This is a genomic window from Geomonas oryzisoli (genome assembly GCF_018986915.1).
Classification (GTDB): Bacteria; Desulfobacterota; Desulfuromonadia; order Geobacterales; family Geobacteraceae; genus Geomonas; species Geomonas oryzisoli.
In genome coordinates this window covers 3980112-3998903 of the sequence record NZ_CP076723.1, presented here as the reverse complement: position 1 = coordinate 3998903, position 18792 = coordinate 3980112, and the positions used below count along the sequence as shown (strand labels likewise).

General features: G+C 62.7%; 14 protein-coding genes. 5 read left to right on the top strand and 9 right to left on the bottom strand.

Translation table 11 applies throughout. The annotated features are described in order from the left end of the window. Positions 1-72 precede the first annotated feature (72 nt). Positions 73-2673, bottom strand: a complete 2601-nt coding sequence (locus KP004_RS17410; protein ID WP_216799684.1) for an MASE3 domain-containing protein — start codon at positions 2671-2673, stop codon at positions 73-75. Positions 2674-2952: 279 nt separating this feature from the next. Here KP004_RS17410 and KP004_RS17405 point away from each other — a divergent pair, with 279 nt between their 5' ends. The 4 genes from KP004_RS17405 (at position 2953) to KP004_RS17390 (ending at position 5616) form a co-directional block, all read left to right on the top strand. Beyond that, entirely contained in the window at positions 2953-3462 is a 510-nt protein-coding gene (locus KP004_RS17405) for an OmpA family protein (RefSeq protein ID WP_216799683.1), read from the top strand. A gap of 261 nt (positions 3463-3723) precedes the next feature. Further along, complete coding sequence (locus tag KP004_RS17400; RefSeq protein ID WP_216799682.1) at positions 3724-4374, top strand: response regulator transcription factor; 651 nt, start codon at positions 3724-3726, stop codon at positions 4372-4374. 218 nt (positions 4375-4592) lie between these two features. Then, on the top strand, positions 4593-5321 hold the full coding sequence (locus KP004_RS17395) for an AzlC family ABC transporter permease (RefSeq protein ID WP_216799681.1): 729 nt from the start codon (positions 4593-4595) through the stop codon (positions 5319-5321). After that, positions 5305-5616, top strand: a complete 312-nt coding sequence (locus KP004_RS17390) for an AzlD family protein (protein WP_216799680.1) — start codon at positions 5305-5307, stop codon at positions 5614-5616. The genes KP004_RS17395 and KP004_RS17390 overlap by 17 nt, the downstream gene beginning before the upstream one ends. 133 nt (positions 5617-5749) lie before the next feature. Here the strand turns inward: KP004_RS17390 and KP004_RS17385 are convergent, their stop codons facing one another. The 8 genes from KP004_RS17385 to KP004_RS17350 form a co-directional block, all read right to left on the bottom strand. Continuing rightward, the gene (locus KP004_RS17385) at positions 5750-7651 is read right to left on the bottom strand and encodes an LTA synthase family protein (protein WP_216799679.1); all 1902 of its coding nucleotides are present in this window, start codon (positions 7649-7651) and stop codon (positions 5750-5752) included. A gap of 98 nt (positions 7652-7749) precedes the next feature. Next, complete coding sequence (locus KP004_RS17380) at positions 7750-9966, bottom strand: hybrid sensor histidine kinase/response regulator (protein ID WP_239026848.1); 2217 nt, start codon at positions 9964-9966, stop codon at positions 7750-7752. Further along, positions 9953-11392, bottom strand: a complete 1440-nt coding sequence (locus KP004_RS17375; RefSeq protein WP_216799678.1) for a heavy metal sensor histidine kinase — start codon at positions 11390-11392, stop codon at positions 9953-9955. The genes KP004_RS17380 and KP004_RS17375 overlap by 14 nt, the downstream gene beginning before the upstream one ends. Beyond that, positions 11370-12044 (bottom strand): heavy metal response regulator transcription factor, encoded by a 675-nt coding sequence (locus KP004_RS17370; protein WP_216799677.1) that lies wholly within the window; start codon positions 12042-12044, stop codon positions 11370-11372. Before KP004_RS17370 ends, KP004_RS17375 begins: the two co-directional genes overlap by 23 nt. 75 nt (positions 12045-12119) lie before the next feature. Beyond that, the gene (locus tag KP004_RS17365; protein WP_216799676.1) at positions 12120-14570 is read right to left on the bottom strand and encodes a methyl-accepting chemotaxis protein; all 2451 of its coding nucleotides are present in this window, start codon (positions 14568-14570) and stop codon (positions 12120-12122) included. A 42-nt stretch (positions 14571-14612) separates the two neighbouring features. Further along, positions 14613-15371, bottom strand: a complete 759-nt coding sequence (locus KP004_RS17360; RefSeq protein ID WP_216799675.1) for a substrate-binding domain-containing protein — start codon at positions 15369-15371, stop codon at positions 14613-14615. A gap of 68 nt (positions 15372-15439) precedes the next feature. Further along, complete coding sequence (locus tag KP004_RS17355; RefSeq protein ID WP_216799674.1) at positions 15440-16204, bottom strand: substrate-binding domain-containing protein; 765 nt, start codon at positions 16202-16204, stop codon at positions 15440-15442. Between the two features lie 216 nt (positions 16205-16420). Next, positions 16421-18043, bottom strand: coding sequence for a methyl-accepting chemotaxis protein (locus KP004_RS17350; protein ID WP_216799673.1), 1623 nt, complete (start codon positions 18041-18043; stop codon positions 16421-16423). Between the two features lie 278 nt (positions 18044-18321). Here KP004_RS17350 and KP004_RS17345 point away from each other — a divergent pair, with 278 nt between their 5' ends. Beyond that, positions 18322-18720 carry a hypothetical protein gene (locus KP004_RS17345; RefSeq protein WP_216799672.1) on the top strand — a complete coding sequence of 133 codons (399 nt, stop codon included), beginning with the start codon at positions 18322-18324 and terminating at the stop codon, positions 18718-18720. Positions 18721-18792: the final 72 nt, after the last annotated feature.

Here is an 18792-nt window from a genome sequence, read left to right as displayed (position 1 = left end):
CACTTCCTTCTCTGTCCCGCGGCGGCAGCTGAAAGCGGGAGGGGCACCGGGCGGCACGCTCGTCTCGCTCGATTATGGACAGGCGGAGCCGGCTGAACCGAGTAGGGCCCCGATCTTTTCGAGGCATTCCCTGAAGTCGATGGGTTTCGAGATGTAGTCATCCATGCCGGCGGCGATGCAGCGATCCTCATCCTGTTTCATGGCGTGTGCGGTCATGGCGAGGATCGGCAGGCGTCCCCCGCGCCGCAGTTCCAGTTCCCGAATGGTCCGAGTCGCCTCGAAGCCATCAAGATGGGGCATCTGGACGTCCATGATGATCATGTCGAAGCTGGACCTCTGCCACTTTTCCACCGCCTGTTCGCCGTCTTCCGCGAAATCCACCTGGTAGCCGACCCTCCCCAGCATGGTACCCAACACCTGCCGGATGGTGGGATCGTCCTCCGCGACCAGCAGGCGCCGGGCGCCACCCGTTGCCGCACTCCCTGTCGCTGCCGGTTGAGAGGGTGGGCGCGGGGAGGGAGGCTCCACCTCCGCCTCACCCTCGACGAGCCCCAGCCGGACCGAGAACGAGAAGCAGCTTCCCGCACCTGCTTCGCCTTCCACGACGATGCTTCCCCCCATCCGCTCCACGATCTCCTTGCTGATGGCGAGTCCCAGGCCGGTGCCTCCGTGGCTGCGGGTGTTGGAGTCGTCCAGTTGGCTGAAGGAATTGAAGAGCATGTGCCTCTTGTCCGGCGGTATGCCGATGCCGGTATCGCGTACGGCGAAATGGAACTCCATCTGAGCGTCGTTGCCACTTGCGCCTGCGCGCACGGTAATGGCGACTCCGCCGTGCTCGGTAAACTTCACCGCGTTTCCAAGCAGGTTGGTGAGCACCTGGCGCAGTCTGATCTGATCCCCCTGTACGTGGTCGGGGAGCCCGTCTTCCACCTGTAGATCGAGCTCCAACCCCTTGCGCTTCACCTCGGGCATCACGATGTCGATCGCCTGACCGAGACAGACGCGCAAGGAGAAGGGCCGGAGGTCCAGGGTGAACTTGCCGGCTTCTACCTTGGCCAGGTCCAGGATGTCGTTCAGGATCCGCAGCAGCGAGCGCGCCGACCTTTGGGCGGTCTGGATGTAGCCGGATCTTTCCGCGTCATCCGGGGTCAGCAGCGCCAGGTCGAGCATGCCGAGCACCCCCGTCATCGGGGTGCGCAGCTCGTGGCTCATGTTGGCAACGAACCTGCTCTTGGTATGGCTGGCCTCCTCGGCCGCCAGCTTCGCCTGGCGCAGCCGCTCCTCCATGAGGTTGCGCTCCATGGCGATGGACACCTGGTCCGCAACAGCCTTCATCAGCGAGAGGTCGTCTTCGCTGAAGCTGATCCTGCTGGAGGTGCCGAAGGAGAGCGTTCCCAGCACCCGCCCCTGGGACAGAAGCGGATGACAGGCGTACGCCTTTACCCCGAGCGACTTGACGAGGTCGGTACGGGCGTCGACAGATCCCGGGATGTTTTCTGCCACGATCCTGCAGGCGTCGCGCGCAGCACATCCGCAGACCGCGACGCCCAGGTTCAGCCGTTCTATGGCCGCGGCCTGCTCTTCGCTGATGCCGGCACAGGCGTTGAGTTTCAGCCCACCGTTCTCTTCATCCATGAGGTAGTTGAAGAAGACGTCGCAGTCCAGAAACTCCATCACCTTGCGGCACAACACGGTTGCAAGCAGTCGGGGATCTTTGCTCTGCAGCAGCTGACTCGCCGTGTCAGCCAGAAGATCGAGCCGCTCGTTACTGCGCTTTAGCGCGGCTTCGCGTTCCTCCTTCTCGACCAGTTCCCGCGTGCGCTGTTCCAGGGCGAGTTGCAGCCTGGCCTCGCTTAGCTTGAGTGCCTGCTCGCTCTGTTCCAGGCTGCGAAACAGCAGCGCGGCGGGTTCCTTCAGGCCGGTCGAGACGATGGCCCGGTAGATGAGGACGGAGGAGAGAAAGAGAAAGAGGTGGCCGACCAGGTTCGCCTGGCCGTACACGCTCAGGTACTGCGTGAAGGCGATGCCGGCACAAGCGGCGCTGAGCACGGAGGCGACGAGTGTTCTGAGGACGCGACGGTCGAAGCGCTCCCGGTTCACCCACAACACCGCAGCCGAGGCCAGCAGGATCACGATCGCGAGGTACTCGCTGTAGATCTTGAAGGAGGTCAGCCCCCGCCCCTCGACGTAGCAGTCGGGGAAATGGCCGGAAAATATGGCGAGGATGAGCAACACCGCAATGCTGCCGAAGCCGGTCACCGCCGCGACGACGTTGAGCTTTCGGTTGATGAAAAGCGGCGCAGCCAGGAAAGAGAGACTGACCACGTAGCGGAAGGAGACCCAGAGTTGCGTCGGGAGGTTGGCGTCGTACCCGACGAAGATCCCGATCCCCTTGTAGGCGAAGGTGTGCAGCAACTCCAGAAGGCCTGAAACGGCCAAGGACAGCGCCAGGAAAAGGAAATAGTGGTTGTCCAGGAATCTTCGGGAATTCCAGGCCAGCAGGAAAACGCCCAGGGTGACGAGGACGCAGAAGACCTCGACCATGGTGTGGAACAGCAGGTAAGAGTAGGTACTGCAGATGTAGAGGACCAGTATGGCGAGTGTGAACAGGACGAGGGATAGGATCCTTGTCTCAGTCCGTTGCTCCTCGTTGCGGGCGGTGGCCTCGCTCACTCATCCTCCTTCACATTGTCTTATAAAGGGAAGCTTAATGATTTCGTGGGACCTTATCATTCTGCCAAGACCAGAGTCAAAGCATTTTTGGGGCTTTTCGGCAGCGATGGGCCATTTTCACCTAAAGAGTGATGGACGAACCGCGTTACTTATACGAATCACATTGAGAGGGCACCTTCATTGACTCACAGGTTAAAAAGTATTATATTTCAGACTTGGCAATTGAGAGGAGGTGACGGTACCATCTCTCAATGGCAAAAAAACTGAGGAGGGATTCAAATGTTACGGAAAATTGCTGCTGCTGTTGTACTGACTCTGACGGTTTCCGGTGTTTCTTATGCGGCGCTTGATGCTGTCAAGGGGCTTGGCAAAGACCTGGGCAAGGAAGCCGCGGCGACCGCCAAAGAGGGCGCTCTCAGTGCTGTGACCAAGAAGCTGAAGAAGGTTCAGAACGAGAAGGGGCCGATCAAGTTCAAGACCGGCAAGGCTGAGGTGGATCCCGCCTGTGACAAGACCATGACCGCCATCGCTGCGATCATGACCGATTACCCGGGCTTCCATGTGCAGGTGGACGGCCACACCGACAACGTCGGCAAGTCCGAAGCGAACATGAAGCTTTCCCAGGACCGTGCCGATGCCGTCGTGAAGTACCTGGTCGACAAGAAAGGCGTAGCGGCCAACCGGCTTTCCGCCAAGGGCTTCGGCGACACCAAGCCGATCGCCGACAACAAGACCAAGGCCGGCCAGGCGAAGAACCGCCGCGTCGACTTCACCGTCACCAAGATGTAGTTACAAGATGGGGGAGCCGTTCGGCTCCCCCATCACTCCGCATCCGGTCCATCCCCTGACTCCCAACCCGCGCCGAGTATGGTTCCCACAACGCACTGCATTTGAACAAGCGCCCCCCCTTAAAGGGGGGCAGGGGGGATTTGCCTTTCCTTTTAGCCCCCGCCTCTTACACATAGTTGATTCGTGCTAACGGGAATGTTAAGCTGCGGCACCCTGACTCCCGGTACAGCGTCGTTCCTCGGTTCCTATTTGGAGAGAGCTATGAAAAAGATCCTTGCCGTAGAAGACAGCAAGGTGGCGCAGGCCCAGTTGCTGGACATCCTTAGCGGAGAGTACGAGGTCACCCTGCAAGAGGATGGTGACTCGGCGCAGTCCGTCGCCATTGAGATCGGTCCGGATCTGATCCTGCTCGACGTCAACCTCCCGGGGATGAACGGCTACGACATCTGCCGTCAGCTTAAGGCGGACGCGGCAACACGGGAGATCCCGGTAATCTTTCTAACCAGTTGCGATACCAGCGGTGAAAAGGTGAAGGGGTTCGAGGCCGGGGCGGATGATTACATCGTGAAGCCTTTTTACCCGGAGGAGTTGGTAGCGCGCGTCTCCCTCCACCTGGCATCGCGCAGGGAAAAGCAGATGGCGGTCGAGATCGAGAGACTGAAGCTGCTGCGGGAGATGGCGGTTGCCATCAGTCACGAGTTCAACAACCCCCTGACCGCGATACTGTGGCATCTGCACCTGGCTGCCAAGGAATTGGGGGAGGGCGATGACAAGGTCCGCACCCACCTGTCCGACCTGAAGCTCGAACTCGAGAAGATCCGCCGCATCGTAGCCCGCCTCGCCGAAGCCTCCCGCGACGCCAAGACCGAATATGTCATGGGCGAAGCCATGATCGACGTGAACAGCATCTGATCCCTTGTCCGGCACAAGGACCTGTTGCTTTAAACGATGAGGCCCCGCGCTACGTCCCCCCCTTTTGCGAAGGGGGGATTTGCCTTCCGACGCGAGCTGCCGCACACAATACCGCCCTTTTTTTACCGCCATCTGTATCTTTTCCCCACCAGTCCTTAAGTAGTAGGCTGTGACTCCGGACGAACAAATTGCATGGCAGCCAACACCAAGGTGAATGTATGAAACACAGAAAGCCCGAGATGATCAGGGGGGCCAGGGCCAACGTGCCGGTGGCCGCCAGCGCCATGGCCTATGGCAGCGTGCTGGGCGTGCTCGCCGCGCAAAAGGGGTTGAGCTGGCTCGACATGATGTACATGAACAGCGCCGTTTTCGCCGGTGCGGCCCAATTCGTCATGGTCGACATGTGGTCGAACCATATGCCCATCTTCGAGATGACGCTGGCCGTCCTGGTGATCAACCTGCGTTACCTGCTGATCGGCGCCTCCCTGGACCCGCTCTTCTCCGGACGGAGCCTGCTGCACAAGATGGGCATGATGCACCTGGTGGCCGACGAGAACTGGGCCGTCACCATGTCCGAGCAGCGCAACGGCAGCGCCACCACCTGGTTTCTCTTCGGCGGCGGCGTCTTCCTCTATCTCGCCTGGAGCAGTGGCACGCTGATCGGTCTTCTTGGCGGCGGCTTCATCACCAGGCCCGAAGAGTACGCCCTCGATTTCGCCTTCACCGCGGTCTTCACGGCGCTGGCCGTCGGGCTGTGGCGCGGCAAGGGCGACGTCCTCCCGTGGTTCGTCGCCGGGGCAGCCGCTTTGTTGGCCCACAAGTTCCTGCCGGGCAAGTGGTACATCGTCGCGGGAGGACTGGCCGGCGCCATCAGCGCCATGGTCGGGCCATGCGAGTCGGACGAAGTGGAGAAGGTGGAGGAGGTGGAAGATGCTGCCGGCTATTGAGCCTCAAGTACTGATCGCCGTGGGACTGGCCGCCGCGGTGACCTACTCCTTGCGGCTGGGCGGGTTGCTGTTGGCCTCCCGTTTCCCGCGTTCCGGTCGCTTCCGCCGTGCCATGGATGCCCTGCCCGGGGCCCTGTTGTTCTCGCTCGTGGTGCCGTCCATCGTCGCCGAAGGCGTCTGGGGACTCATGGCCGCCGCGCTTACCGCCATCGTCGTGTTACGCACCCGCAACACCCTCGCCGCCATGCTCTGCGGCATGCTGGTCATCTTCGCCGTGCGCAAGATGGGGCTATGACCGAGCCGATACTCTGCCGCAAGCAGGGGCGAGCGGAAACGGAACAGGAGAAAAGGAAAACGGGACGCGCCTTCATCAGGCTGCGTCCCGTTTGTCGTTGTCGCGGGTATCTCCCGCCTGTTCCGTCCCGGCTCTAGCGGATCCGGTTCAGCCTGTGCTGGTACAGGTAGTCCGCCCCCTGGTAGTACGCGAGCATGTCGCCCAGCATGGCGTCGGTCACCGGCTCGCTCTTGGCGTCGCCGGTCTTGCGGTTCACCTTGTACTGCGCCGAATACTGCCTCGGCCCAAGCACCAGCAGCTCGTTGTCGGTCAAAAAGCCCAGCTTCTGGTAGGTCGAGATGAAGGCGCGCCCGGGCTGGCCGGAGTCCTTGAAGATGTCGCGTCCCAGGAAGTCGCTCTGGTAGCTCATGTTCATCAGGCCGAGCACGGTGGGGGCGACGTCGATCTGGCTCATCAGCTTCTCCACCCGAGCCGGTTTGATGTGCGCCGGTGAGTACACCAAAAGCGGGATCTCGTACTTCTTGATGGGGATGTCGGTCTTGCCGGCGCTGCCGGCGCAGTGGTCGGCGACGATGACGAAAATGGTGTCCTTGAACCAGGGCTTGCTGCTCGCCTCGGCGATCAGCCTGCCGATGGCGTAGTCGGCGTATTTCACCCCGCCGTTACGCCCCTTTTTGGCCGGGATGTCGATCCTGCCCGCCGGATAGGTGAAGGGACGGTGGTTGGAGGTGGTCATCACCATGGAGAAGAAGGGCTTGCCGGCTTCGTAGGACTTGGTCCCCTCCTTGATCACCTTGCGGAAAAGGTCCTCGTCGCACACCCCCCAGACGTTCGCGAAGGAGATCTCGTCCTTGGCGAAGTCGGTGCGGTCCACGATGGAGTAGCCGTTACTCGAGAAGAAGGCGTTCATGTTGTCGAAGTAGCCGTGCCCGGCGTAGATGTACTTCGACTGGTACCCCTTGGCGTTCATGATCTCGCCCCAGGAACGGAAGCCGCCGTTGTTGGGACGCTTCACGATCGAGGTGCCCGGCAGCGGCGGGACGGAGAGGGTGAGCGCCTCCAGGCCGCGCACGGTGCGGGTGCCGTTGGCGTAGAGGTTGGTGAACAGAAGCGACTGCGATGCCAGGCGGTCCAGGTTCGGGGTGAGCCCCTTGGTGTTGCCGAACGTTCCCAGGTACTCGGCCGACAGGCTCTCCTCGACCACCACCACCAGGTTCAGGCGCTTCTCCGGCCCCTCGGCGCGGATGCTGCGGGTGAAACGCTCGGATTTGGGATCGACGAAGCTGTTGTTGCGCTCCGCGACCAGGGTCCTCAGGCGCGCGTTCACCTGGTTCTGCGGCAGGGTCCGGTAGAACCTGGTGAAGGGAAGCTCGTTGTTGATGAAGGCGGCGAACAGGTTGTAGACCCCGTTGCCCGCGATCTCGTTGGCGTAGTTGTTCTTGGAGATGGCCGACTGGGAGATGTTGACCACGCCGTAGGAGAGGACGACCGGCAGCAGGAGCAGGAAACCGGTGCGGTGGTAGGCACCGTTGAAGGTCGCTTCCGCCCCGCGGGTCAGCGGCTTTCTCAGGACCCAGCAGACGGCCGCCGCCACGGCTCCGATGCCGGAGAAGATCACGCTGAGCGGGTAGGACTCCCGGATGTTGCCGACCACTTCCTGGGTATAGACCAGGTAGTCGATGGCGATGAAGTTGAAGCGGGTGCCGAACTCGTCGAAGAAGATGTACTCGGCGCAGACGTCGAAGACCAGCACGCCCACGAACAGGGCGAAGAAAAGGCGCACCAGCCAGATGTGCCGGCGGTGCGTCGCCGCCCGACGCGGGATCAGGATCAGGTACAGCGCCAGCGGCACGATGGCGTAGGCCAAGGTAGCCAGGTCGAAATACAGGCCTGCGGCTGCCGCTTTGAGCAGCAGCGAGAGTTTGAGGCCGGCCCCCTTCGGGGTGGCGGCTGCCAGCATGATGCGGATGGCGGTGGAAACAGCGAGAAATGTGAGGGAGACGAAGGCGACCAGCCCCAGTCGGCGTTGCTGCATAGACAAACCTCTTGAATTAGTGACACAAAAATACCGCCTATAATACGGTAGCGCTCCTTGCCGTTGCATTGCAGTCAGATGACATTTCTGTCATGTAGCTACGCGACCTCTTCCGGTTTCGCGTCGAGCACGGCGCGCACCTTGGCGGCCAGATCGTTCATGGTGAAGGGTTTCGAGATGAAGTTCACCCCCCGGTCCAGCACCCCGTGGTGGGCGATGACGTTGGCGGTGTAGCCGGACATGTAGAGGCTTTTCACCTTGGGGCAGAAGGTGAGCAGCCTGCGCACCAGGTCCCTGCCGTTCATCTGCGGCATCACGACGTCGGTGACCACCAGGTCGATGCGGTCGCGGTACTGCCGCGCGAATTCCAGCGCGTCCTCGGGTTTGGACGCCGGCAGCACCTGGTAACCCTGAAGGGTCAGCAGCGATACGGCAACGTTCAGGATGCTCGGCTCGTCCTCGACCAGCAGGATGGTCTCGCTGCCGCCGGTGGCCGGCGCCGGAGCCGTTTCCGGCACCGCTTGCGCCCCCTCCTCGGTGTACCGCGGCAGGTAGACCTTGAAGGTGGTCCCTTCTCCCGGTTCGCTGTAGGTGTTGATGAAGCCGTTGTTCTGCTTCACGATGCCGTACACCGTGGCGAGCCCCAGCCCCGTGCCCCGCCCCACCTCCTTGGTGGAGAAGAAAGGCTCGAAGATCTGCGCCAGGGTCTCCTGGTCCATCCCGCAGCCGTCGTCGCTCACCGCCACCAGGACGTAATCGCCCGGGACGAAGTCGAAGTGCGCGTTGCAGTACTCGGCGTCGAAGGAGACGTTGCCGGTTTCGATGGTGATCTTGCCGATGTCCGCGATGGCGTCGCGCGCGTTGACGCAGAGGTTCGCGAGGATCTGGTCCAGCTGCGACGGGTCCATGCACACCTGCCACAGCTCCTTCCCCGGGCTCCAGGCGAGATCGATGTCCTCTCCCACCAGGCGCTTGAGCATCTTCAGCATCTCTTCGACGGCACGGTTCAGGTTAAGGACCTTGGGCGCGATGGTCTGTTTGCGGGCGAAGCCGAGCAGCTGGCTGGTGAGAGCCGCGGATTTTTCCGCCGCCTGGCGGATACCCTCCAGCCGCACCAGCGTCGGGTGTTCCGGCCCCAGTTCCCGTATCCCCAGCTGGGCCAGCCCCATGATGACGGTGAGCAGGTTGTTGAAGTCGTGCGCCACCCCTCCGGCGAGCCTCCCCACCGACTCCATCTTCTGGGCCTGCTGCAGCTGGTGCTCCAGCCGCTGCCTCTCCGCCTCGGCCCGTTTCAGCTCGGTGACGTCGGACACCAGCACGTAAAAGCCGCGGGTGGAGCCGTCCACGAGGTCGGGGATGTAGTGGGACCAGACGTAGGCAACCTCGCCGTCGCGCTTCACCAGCGTCCGCTGGAACTGCTGCGGCTCTCCCGCGAGCACCGCGCGCACGTGCGGCTCGTTCTGGGCGAAGAGCTCCTCTCCCAAGAGCTCGCGCATGCCCACACCGATGATCTCCTCCGCTTTCTTGCCGAACCACTCGCAGTAGGTCCTGTTGGCGAAGCCGCAGGTCAGGTCCTCTTTCCAGTAGCCGACCAGGCCGGGGAGGTGGTCGGTCAACAGGCGCAGGAAACGCTCGTTGGCGCTCAGGGCGGTCTCGAATTGCTTCCTTTCGGTGATGTCCTCGGTGAAGATGACGATGCCGCCGATCTCGCCGGGCTTTTGGTACCAGGGGCGGATCTCCCACCTGACGTACTGCAGCGACCCGTCCGCCCGCCGGAATTCGTCCGCCTCCTCCCGGATGGTCTCGCCGGCCAGGCCGCGACGGTGGAACTCCTTCCAGTACTCGGGGATCTCGGGGAAGACCTCGTAGTGCGACAGCCCCAGGATGTCGCGCTCCCCCAGGCCGTACATGGAGAGCCAGCGACGGCTCACCTCGATGTAGCGCATGTCCCGGTCGAACATGGCCAGGGACGCGGGCGCCGCCTCGAAGAACAGGCGCAGCTGTGCGTTTCTCTGGCTCAGGCTCTCCAGGCTTTCCAGGCGTTCGCGGTCCGCCGTCGCGACCTCACCGAGGAAGCGGTTGATGAGGAAGTAGAGCAGGGTCGCCGTGCAGAGGATGAAGACGAACCCCTTGATGACGGCGATCTTGAGGAGCGTCCCCTTGTCGTCGATGATGAGGTCGATGAAGTGGTCGGAACCGTAGATCCAGGCGAGCCCGAAGAGAGCGTAGATCCCGACGATGCGCACGGTCTGGCTCTGGATCGGGGGGCGCGGGGTGGAGGCGGTCTGCGCAGGTTTTAGGTCATGTGTCGGCAACGGATGCTCCTGTGTCCCGCTGTCGGGGTGCCGGAAAACGCAGGGTTACCACGGTTCCCGCGCCGGGACGGCTGGCCACCGTGGCCGTGCCGCCGTGGAGATTCATGATGGAGCGCACGATGGCAAGCCCGAGCCCGCTTCCCTGGTTGTAGATCTGGCGGGCCTGCGGCGAGCGGTAGAAACGGTCGAAGACGCGCGGCAGCTCGGTCGGGTCCATACCCATGCCGTCGTCCTCCACGGCGATTTCCAGGCCGCCGTCGCCGGTTTCGCTGAGTTTCACCCTGATCTCTCCGAAACGGGAGCCGTAATGCAGGGCGTTGGAGATGAGGTTGCCTACGGCGCGCTGGAACAGGTTGGCATCGCCGCTGACCTCACCGTCCCCTTCGATGACGATCGTGGTCTGCTGCTCCTCGGCCAGGTTGCCGTAGTAATCCGCCAGCCGCTCCACCTCCGCCCGCGCGTCGATCAGCACCGGCTGGCAGGCGCGGTCCGGTCGCGCCAGGAACAGGATGTCCCCCACCATGCGGGAGAGTCGCTCGTACTCCTCGATGGCGGATTCGATGATGTGTCGGTACTCCTCCTCCGACCGTGCCCGGGACAGCGCCACCTCGGCCTCGCCGCGCAGGTTGTTGATCGGAGTGCGCAGTTCGTGGGCGAGGTTGGCCGAAAATTCGGAAAGCCGGGCGAAGGATTCCTCGAGCCTCCCCAGCATGGCATCCAACGCCACGGTGAGCTGGGTCAGCTCCCGCGGCCAGTTCGCCGTCCCGATGCGCTGGTGCAGGTCCGCCTCGGTGATATGCGCCACCTTTTCCGCCATTTCCTGCAACGGCCGCAGGCCCCGCCGCGTGATGGTCACCCCGAGCAGCGCCGCCAGCAGCAGGCCGGTCGCCACCGAGGCCGCAGTCCGGATAAGGTACTTGGACATGAGCGCGTCTTCGTCGCTTATGTCCAGCGCGACCTGGATCAGCCGGTAGTGGGGATCGCCGTTTCGCTCACTCCAGGCGGCGTTGAGCAGGTAGTGCCGCTTGTCCGGAGCGCGGTACTTGCGGCCGCGGCTGATCTTCTCGGCACTGGTCACCGCCGGGGGAAAAAGTTCCACCGCCAGCCCCGCCATCTCCGGCGACTGCATCAGGGTGCGCCCCTCGGCGTCCTGGACCCGCACCAGGTGCCGGTTCGGCTGCCCCGGCTTGTTGGTCGGGATCTGGTCCCTGAGCGCGTCCGGGTGGCGGGCGATGATGTCCCGCAGCGTCCCGATCCGCTCCACCAGGAAGTCGTTGTCCTCGTAGTCGAGGTCTTTGTAGAGGGCCTTGAATTGGAACCAGTTCGTGCAAAGGAGGATCAAGAGGGTGGCGACGAGGTAGAAACCTACCAGCCGGGCGGTGATGGAGAAGGAGTTGGGCTGGTCAGGCAGCTTCGTCGATGACATAGCCGACCCCCCTGATGGTGTGGATGAGTTTCAGGGTAAAGGGATCGTCCACCTTCTTTCTCAATCTCCTGATGGCGACGTCCACCACGTTGGTGTCGCTGTCGAAGTTGATGCCCCACACCTGCTCGGAGATGGTGGTGCGGGAAAGCACCTCGCCGCGGCGCCTCAACATCAGCGCGAGGAGCTGGAACTCCTTCACGGTGAGGTCGAGGGTCTGGCCGCCGCGCCGGGCCTTGTGCCGGACCAGGTCCAGCTCCAGGTCGGCCAGCTTGAGCAGCTCGCTTTGCTGCAGGGGGTGCCGGCGCAGGATGATCCTGATCCGGGCCAAAAGCTCCGAGAAGGCGTACGGTTTCACCAGGTAGTCGTCCGCCCCCAGCTCCAGGCCGTGCACCCGGTCGTGCACCGAGTCCCGCGCGGACAAAAAGATCACCGGGACCTCTTTGCCGGCCTCCCTAAGCTCCTGGATGATGGCCCATCCCCCCTTGATGGGGAGCATCACGTCGAGGATGATCAGGTCGTACTGCTCGGTCATGGCCAGGTGCAGGCCGTCCTCGCCGTCGTTGGCGATGTCGACGCTGAAGCCGTTCTCGGTGAGCCCCTTCTTCAGGTAATTGGCGGCCTTTTGCTCGTCTTCGATGATCAGGATGCGCATCCGACTCCCTGCTCCTCATAAAATACCCGGACGAGTATATATCATCGGAGTCGAAAACTTAATAAAAAAGAATGCCTACACCCTGAACCACCCCACCATGCCGTTCAATTCGGTGGCGAGCTGGGACAGGCTCCCGGAGGAGTGGCGGATGTCGGTGAAGGAGCTTCTGAGCTCCTTGGCGATCTGGTGCACCCCCTCCATGTTCTGGGACACCTCGCCGCTGGTGGAGGACTGCTCCTCGGCGGCTACCGCGATCCTTTGCACCATGTCCGCCACCTGCTCCACGTAGCTCACGATCTCGCCGATGGCGACCAGGGTCTGCTGCACCTGCCCCTGGACCTTCAGCACCGATTCCCTCTCCTCCTGCATGTAGTCGACCGAGGACCTGACGCTGTTCTGCATCGTCTTCACGGTCTGGGATATCTCCTGGGTCGCGGTGCTGGTGCGCTCGGCCAGCTCCCGGACGTTGTCGGCGACCACGGCGAAGCCGCGCCCCTGCTCCCCGGCGCGCGCCGCCTCGATGGCTGCGTTGAGGGCCAGCAGGTTGGTCTGGTTGGCGATGTCGTTGATCAGGGTCACCACGTCGCTGATCTCCTCCGACTGTTTCCCAAGCGACTCCACCTTCTGGGCCGCCTGGTTTACCGACTCGGCGAAGCGGTCCAGCTCCTGCGCCGTTTCCTGCATGGCAAGCTTGCCCCGCTCGGCGATCCCCTTCATCTGGGTGGCCGCGTCCGAGGTGTCGCTGGAGTTCCTGGCCACCTCCATGGTGGTCTGGGTCATCTCGGTCATGGCCGTGGCCGACTGGTCGATGCGCGCGGTCTGCTCCTCGGCCCCCTGTTCCAGGGCCACCGCCGTGGCGGAAAGCTCCTCGGAACTGCTGGCGAGGCTCTGGGTGGCGTCCTTGATCTTGCCCACCATCCCCCGCAGGTTGTCCACCATCTCCGCCATGGCCGTCTGGACCTTGCCCACCTCGTCGCCGTTGTTGCTGTCGATGCGTACCCCGAGGTCCCCCTTGGCCACCGCCTGCGACACCCCCAACAACTGGGCCAGAGGGCGCGAGATGGAGCGGTACACCCAGATCCCGAAGATGATGCCGAATATCACCGCCCCGACGCTGATGGCGGCGATGAGCAGCGTCGAGAAGCGGACCATCTTGTTCACGGTGGTGATCGCCTTTTCCTGGTCCACCTGGGCGACGCTCACCGTTTTCTGTCCGCTCTCGGCCTGCTGCTTGACGATCTCGCGCAGCTTGCCCATGGCGGTGGCCGCCTTGGCTTCCATGTCGAGCCGGTTGCGGATCTTGGAAAGGACGCCGTCCTTGACGAAGAGCAGCCCCTTGATGGTGGAGAGCGCCCCCTCGGCCTGGTGCAGCAGGGCGGCCTCGCCGCGCGCGTTGAGCTTCGCCAGTGCCTTGGCGAGCTGGGCGTCCACCTGGCCTACGCGGCCGAAGATCCCGTTCAGCTCGGCCTCGATGGCGTCGACGTCCTTCGCGCTGCCGGCCGTGAACAGACGCGAGGCGAGCCCGTCCACCTTGAGCCCGAGCGAGAGGAGCTCGGAATTGCCGGCCATGACGGAGGTGGCCACGGTGGAGTTGTTGAAATAGGAAGACTGCTTGCGGCTTTCCGAGGAGAGGGTGTCGGAGGCCATGGCGGCCTCCTGCTCCAGGACCAGGTTCACCGCGTTCATCTTCTGGGTGATCTCGGCGAAGAGCTGGTCCCGCGCCGAGGTGTCGGTGACGCCCGGTTCGATCGCGGCCGTCTGCGCCTTGCCGAAGGGGGCGATCCTGCCGTTCAGGTACTTGAGGTCCGCCGAGATGCTGCCGGAGCTTTTGGCGATCTCGTTTTGCAGCGCCTTGTTCATCGCGGAGTTGCACTTGGCGAGCGAGATCAGCACCGCCTTCTTGCTCTGGGTCTTGCTCACCTCCAGCAGTCCCAGGTGGAAGTCCTTGAGGGTCAGCTTGAGCGCCTCAACGTTGCGCACCCGGTCCGACACCCCCTTGGTCTCGGTGACGGACCTGCTGTAGGAGCTGGAGCTGGCCGACTGCAGCCCCTTGATCTTGGCGTCGAGCTCCTTAAGGCGTGCCGTCGCTTCCCTGATCCGTTCGGTGATGCTCTTGTTGGCCGCGGCCGCATCCTCCTCGGCCTTGAGCTTCCCCCTGGTGACCGTGAAGATCTCGCCGGCTATGCCGGTCAGTGCCTGGTGCGCCTCCAGCTTCACGTCGCCGGAGAGTGCCTGCAGCGCCCCCTGGCCGGTCTCCACCTGGGCGAGAGATTTGTCCGACTCGGTCTTGGCCGCTTCGAATTCGCTGCGGTTGCGGGAGACGCTCGCCTTGATCAGGTCGGCCGTCGCCTCCTGGATCTGGCGCTGGAATTCGACCGTCCTCATCTGGAACGGGGTGCTGCGCTGGGTGAGGTCCTGGAGCTTGCTGTCGACAAAGCGCATGCCGACGATGCTGGCGATGGCAACTCCTGCCACGATGAGGATCACGGTGACTACGTTCAGGGTCAGCTTGGTCTTGATAGTCATGCATTTGCTCCGGTCTGAAGGCGCTGGGGAAACGGTAGGTTTTTACTGCTTGATGTAGTTCTGTCCTTCACCCTTTATGAAGGAGATCAGCTTCTGCACCTTGGCCGAGGGGGCCCCCTTGGTGACCACGATGACCGGACGCGCCACGTCCGGGGTCTTCACGGTCTTGAGGGTGGCGTCCAGCATGGTCACCGGGCCGAACGCGATCGCCTCCGGGTTGGCGGCGACTTTTTCACGCACGTCCTCGAACCGTCCCGCGTCCAGGACATCGGTCGCGAAAGGGGCGTCTCCCATGGCGAGCTTCTTGAACGCGGCGTTGGTCGCGGGGTTGATCGAGGAGAGGACGATCAGGATGGGGGCGTCGTTGCCGCCCACCTCTTTCCAGTTGGCGATCTTGCCGGTGAAGATCCCCTTCAGTTGGTCCATGGTGAGCGTGGCCACCGGGTTGTCCTTGTGGGCAACCGTGTAGATCTTGCTGGCGCCGATCTCCGTGGCGACGTAGGCGGACGGGTCGGCGACCTCGATCTTCTCTTTCTTCGCCGTCTTCACGAGGTCCGGGTAGGCGAGGCCGGCGGTGGAGAGGTCGAGCTCCCCTGCGATCAGTTGCTTGAAGGCGAGGGTGGCGCTGCTGAAGTTGAGGTTCAAGGTGATGCCGGTGCTCTTCTCGAATGCCTCCTTCACCGGTTTCAGATAGCCGTCAACGGGGGCGCCGCCCCCTCCCGCCTTGATCTCTTCGCCCATGGCGGTGCCGCCGAAGACCATCGATGCTGCGAGTGCCAGACCAATCATTGCTCTTTTCATACGTACGTCCCCTCCTGGTTGTGGGTCTCTTTACGAGACGGAACTGGCGTCGGATGCGACTGCCGTCGTTACTGCTTGATGTACTTCTTTCCCTCGCCGTTGACGAAATCGAGGAGCTTCTGGACCTTGGCCGAGGGTTTCCCCTTGGTGATCACGGTGATGTCGCGCGCGAGCTCCGGCGTCTGTACCGCTTTTACCGAGTCGTCCACCAGCGAGAGAGGACCGAAGCCGATGGCCGAAGGGTTCGAGGCGACGTTCAGCCTGACGTCCTCGGCCGTGGTGGCGTCGATCACGTCCTTGGCAACGGCCTTGTCCCCCAGGAACTTCTTGAAGAACATGCTGTTGGTGCCGGGAGTAAGCTTGCCGATCACCACCAGGATCGGTACGTCCTCTCCGCCGACCTCTTTCCACGAGGAGATCTCCCCGGAAAAAATCCCTTTCAACTGCTCGGCGCTCAGCTGGTTCACCTTGTTCTCCTTGTGCACCAGCACCTTGACCTTGTCCTTGCCGATGACGACAGGGGTGAACGCAGCCGGCGCGCCCACCTCGGCCCCTTCCTTCTTCATGAGGGCCAGCCAGTCCTGGTAGCTAAGCCCTGCCGCCGCAGCGTCCAGTTCCCCCTTCTGCAGGTCTACGAAGGCGTTTTTCGGCCCGGAGGCGACGATGTAGAGCTTCAGGCCGGTTGCCGTCTCGAACGCGACACGGATCGGCTTCAGGATGTTCTCCGTGGGCGCGCCACCGGCTCCGATCTTCAGCTCATCGGCGCTTGCCTGGGCGGTGAGACCTGCCAGCAAAGAGAGGAGAAGGGCTGCTGCAACACGTATTACTCTCATAGTTGTTCCTCCTGGTTTTCATTGAAAGATCGAGAAACCACGCACGTTCATCACAGACGCAGGGTTTCTTTTCGACAGGCACTCATAAAACTTGAAATATTAAAACTACGGAGATCGGCCGATAGGTTATGACAGATGAATGTTCTTGTGGAGAGTGCTCTGTCACAGTTTGAGGGTGGGAGGAGCCGGGAATGACCCCGGCTCCCGTTTGGACAGCTAGAGTCGGAACTGCTTGACCAACTGCTGTAGTTCCTCGGAGTTCCTGTGCAACTGGGCCGCCGCACTCGCCGACTCCTGTGCCCCTTGCGAGGTCTGCTGCACGACCTGGGTTATCTGCACGATGTTGCTGGAGATCTCGCTGGTAGTCGCCGTCTGTTCTTCGGCGGCGGTAGCCACCTGGTGGATCTGCATGGCCACGTCGTTGATCTGCTCCAGGATCTCCTGCAGCGCGCCGCCGGACTTGGCGGCTTCGGCGGTTCCGGCCTCGACCTGGTGCACACCTTCTTCCATGGCGACCACGGCACCCTTGGTCTCGCTCTGGATCGCCTTGATCATCTCCCCTATCTCCCGGGTCGCCCTGGTGGTCCGTTCGGCCAGGGCGCGCACCTCGTCGGCGACGACGGCAAAGCCGCGTCCCTGCTCGCCGGCCCGGGCCGCCTCGATGGCCGCGTTCAAAGCCAGGAGGTTGGTCTGGTCCGCTATGTCCTCGATGGTGCCGATGATGGCTCCGATCTGATCGCTGCGCTCGCCGAGACTCTCGACGGTCCTGGACGTTTCCTGCACCTTCGCTGCGATCTGTCCCATCACCGTTACGGTCCCTTGGACCACCTCCGCCCCGCTCTGGGCCGATTTCGAGGCGCGTTTGGCCCCTTCGGCCGCCATCTGGCAGTTGCGCGCTATGTCCGACGAGGTGGCCGACATCTGCTCCCCGGCAGTGGCCACGGTGCCGGCCTGGGCCGCGACCTCCTCCGCGCCGGTTGCGATCTGTTCCGAGGTGGAATGCAACTGGTTGGAGGCGGAGGCAACCTGGGCGGAGGTGTCGGCGACCTTGCCGATGGTGCTGCGCAGGTTTTCCGCCATCGCCTGCAGCGCCGCCATGAGCTGCCCCGTCTCGTCGCGCGAGGTGACCTCGATCCGCGTGGTGAGATCGCCGGCGCCGATGGCGCTGGCCGCGGCAACGGCGGCGTGGAGGGGCTTGGTGATCATCCTGGTTATCACCAGGCCGCAGACGACGGCGATCACCATCCCCGCGATGACCAGCGCCGTCATGACGATGGTGGCGACCTCGGCGATCCTCGCATTGTCCTTCGCCGTCAGTTCCGCCTGTTTCTCCATTGCTTCCATGAGCTTGTTGAGCTGCTCCTGCTCGTGCAGCGCCGCCTTTCGGGCCTCGCCGTGCATGAGGGTCATCGCCTCGTCGACCCTCCCTGCCTGCACGTGTCCGGTCACCTGGTCGATGTAGCCGCCGTAGACCTTGCGCGATTCCTTGAACTCGCCGTAGAGCTTCCGCTCCTCGTCGGTATCGAGTCTCTTCTCGAACCCGGTCGATCGCTCCCCGATTTCCTTGCGCAGCTTGTCCACCATGGCAAGCGCGGCCTGCCTCTCGCTCTCATCCTTGGCCTCCATGAAGTCGCGCAGGTTGATGCGGACCCGCTGGAAGGCGATGGACATCTGGGCGACGGTGGCCAAAGGCGCCGTGATCTCCTCGTAGAGGCGGGTGTCGGCCTCATCGATCTGGCGGATCTTCAGGACCCCCACACCGCCCACCAACGCGCTTATCACGGCAATCAGCAGAAAGGCTGAAAGCAACTTGGTACCGACTTTGACACTTGCCAGCATGGTTCCTCCTCGTGGTCAACTTGTGTGAATTCTTGGGGTTCTCTTCGGAAAGTATTTCCCTTTCGAAATCGGTCATTTGTCAGCAGCATATTCGAATTGTCCCGATCTGCCCGCTGCTGCAGTCCCAGGAGATACGGTATGGCGGCATCAGGAAGCCGTGTGGCGAGTTTTTGCATTACTATTTTTTTATGGCAGTATTCTAACCGTTGTGTCGATCCCCAGCTTTCATGCATGCAGGCAGATAGTGAGGCGGCTGGCCGCCCGGTGGAGGAAGAGTCATGACCAGATCGATCCTGAGCTACATTTACCCTCCGGGATGCTTTGCGCTGCCGGAGATCAAAGAGAACCGCTGTCCCCTGTGCGGTAATTTCCAGGTGGACTGCAGTTGCACGGAATGCGAGCACCCGGTGCTGGTGGAGGGGAGAGAGGAGAAGTGCGGCGTCCAGGGGTGCCTGGAACACCTGTTGGACCGGGAACTGGTCGCCCGCATCGAGATGCTGGAAAACCAGCTCGACGACCTGAGGGAGGAGGCCAGGAAGAGGGAGAAGCCGACGGCTCCCTGCCCGGTGTGCGGGGAGGTGCTGGTCGTGGACATCTACAACGCAGGGCCCTATTCCTGCCACGGGCATTTCTATGCGGGGGAGAAATACGGCTGGATCAAGAGGGAGCAGTATTAACCGGTGTAGCGGCCGTGGTGGTACCGGGGCCCGCGGGAAATCCTGCGGGCCTTTTTCATGATGGCGTTTTCC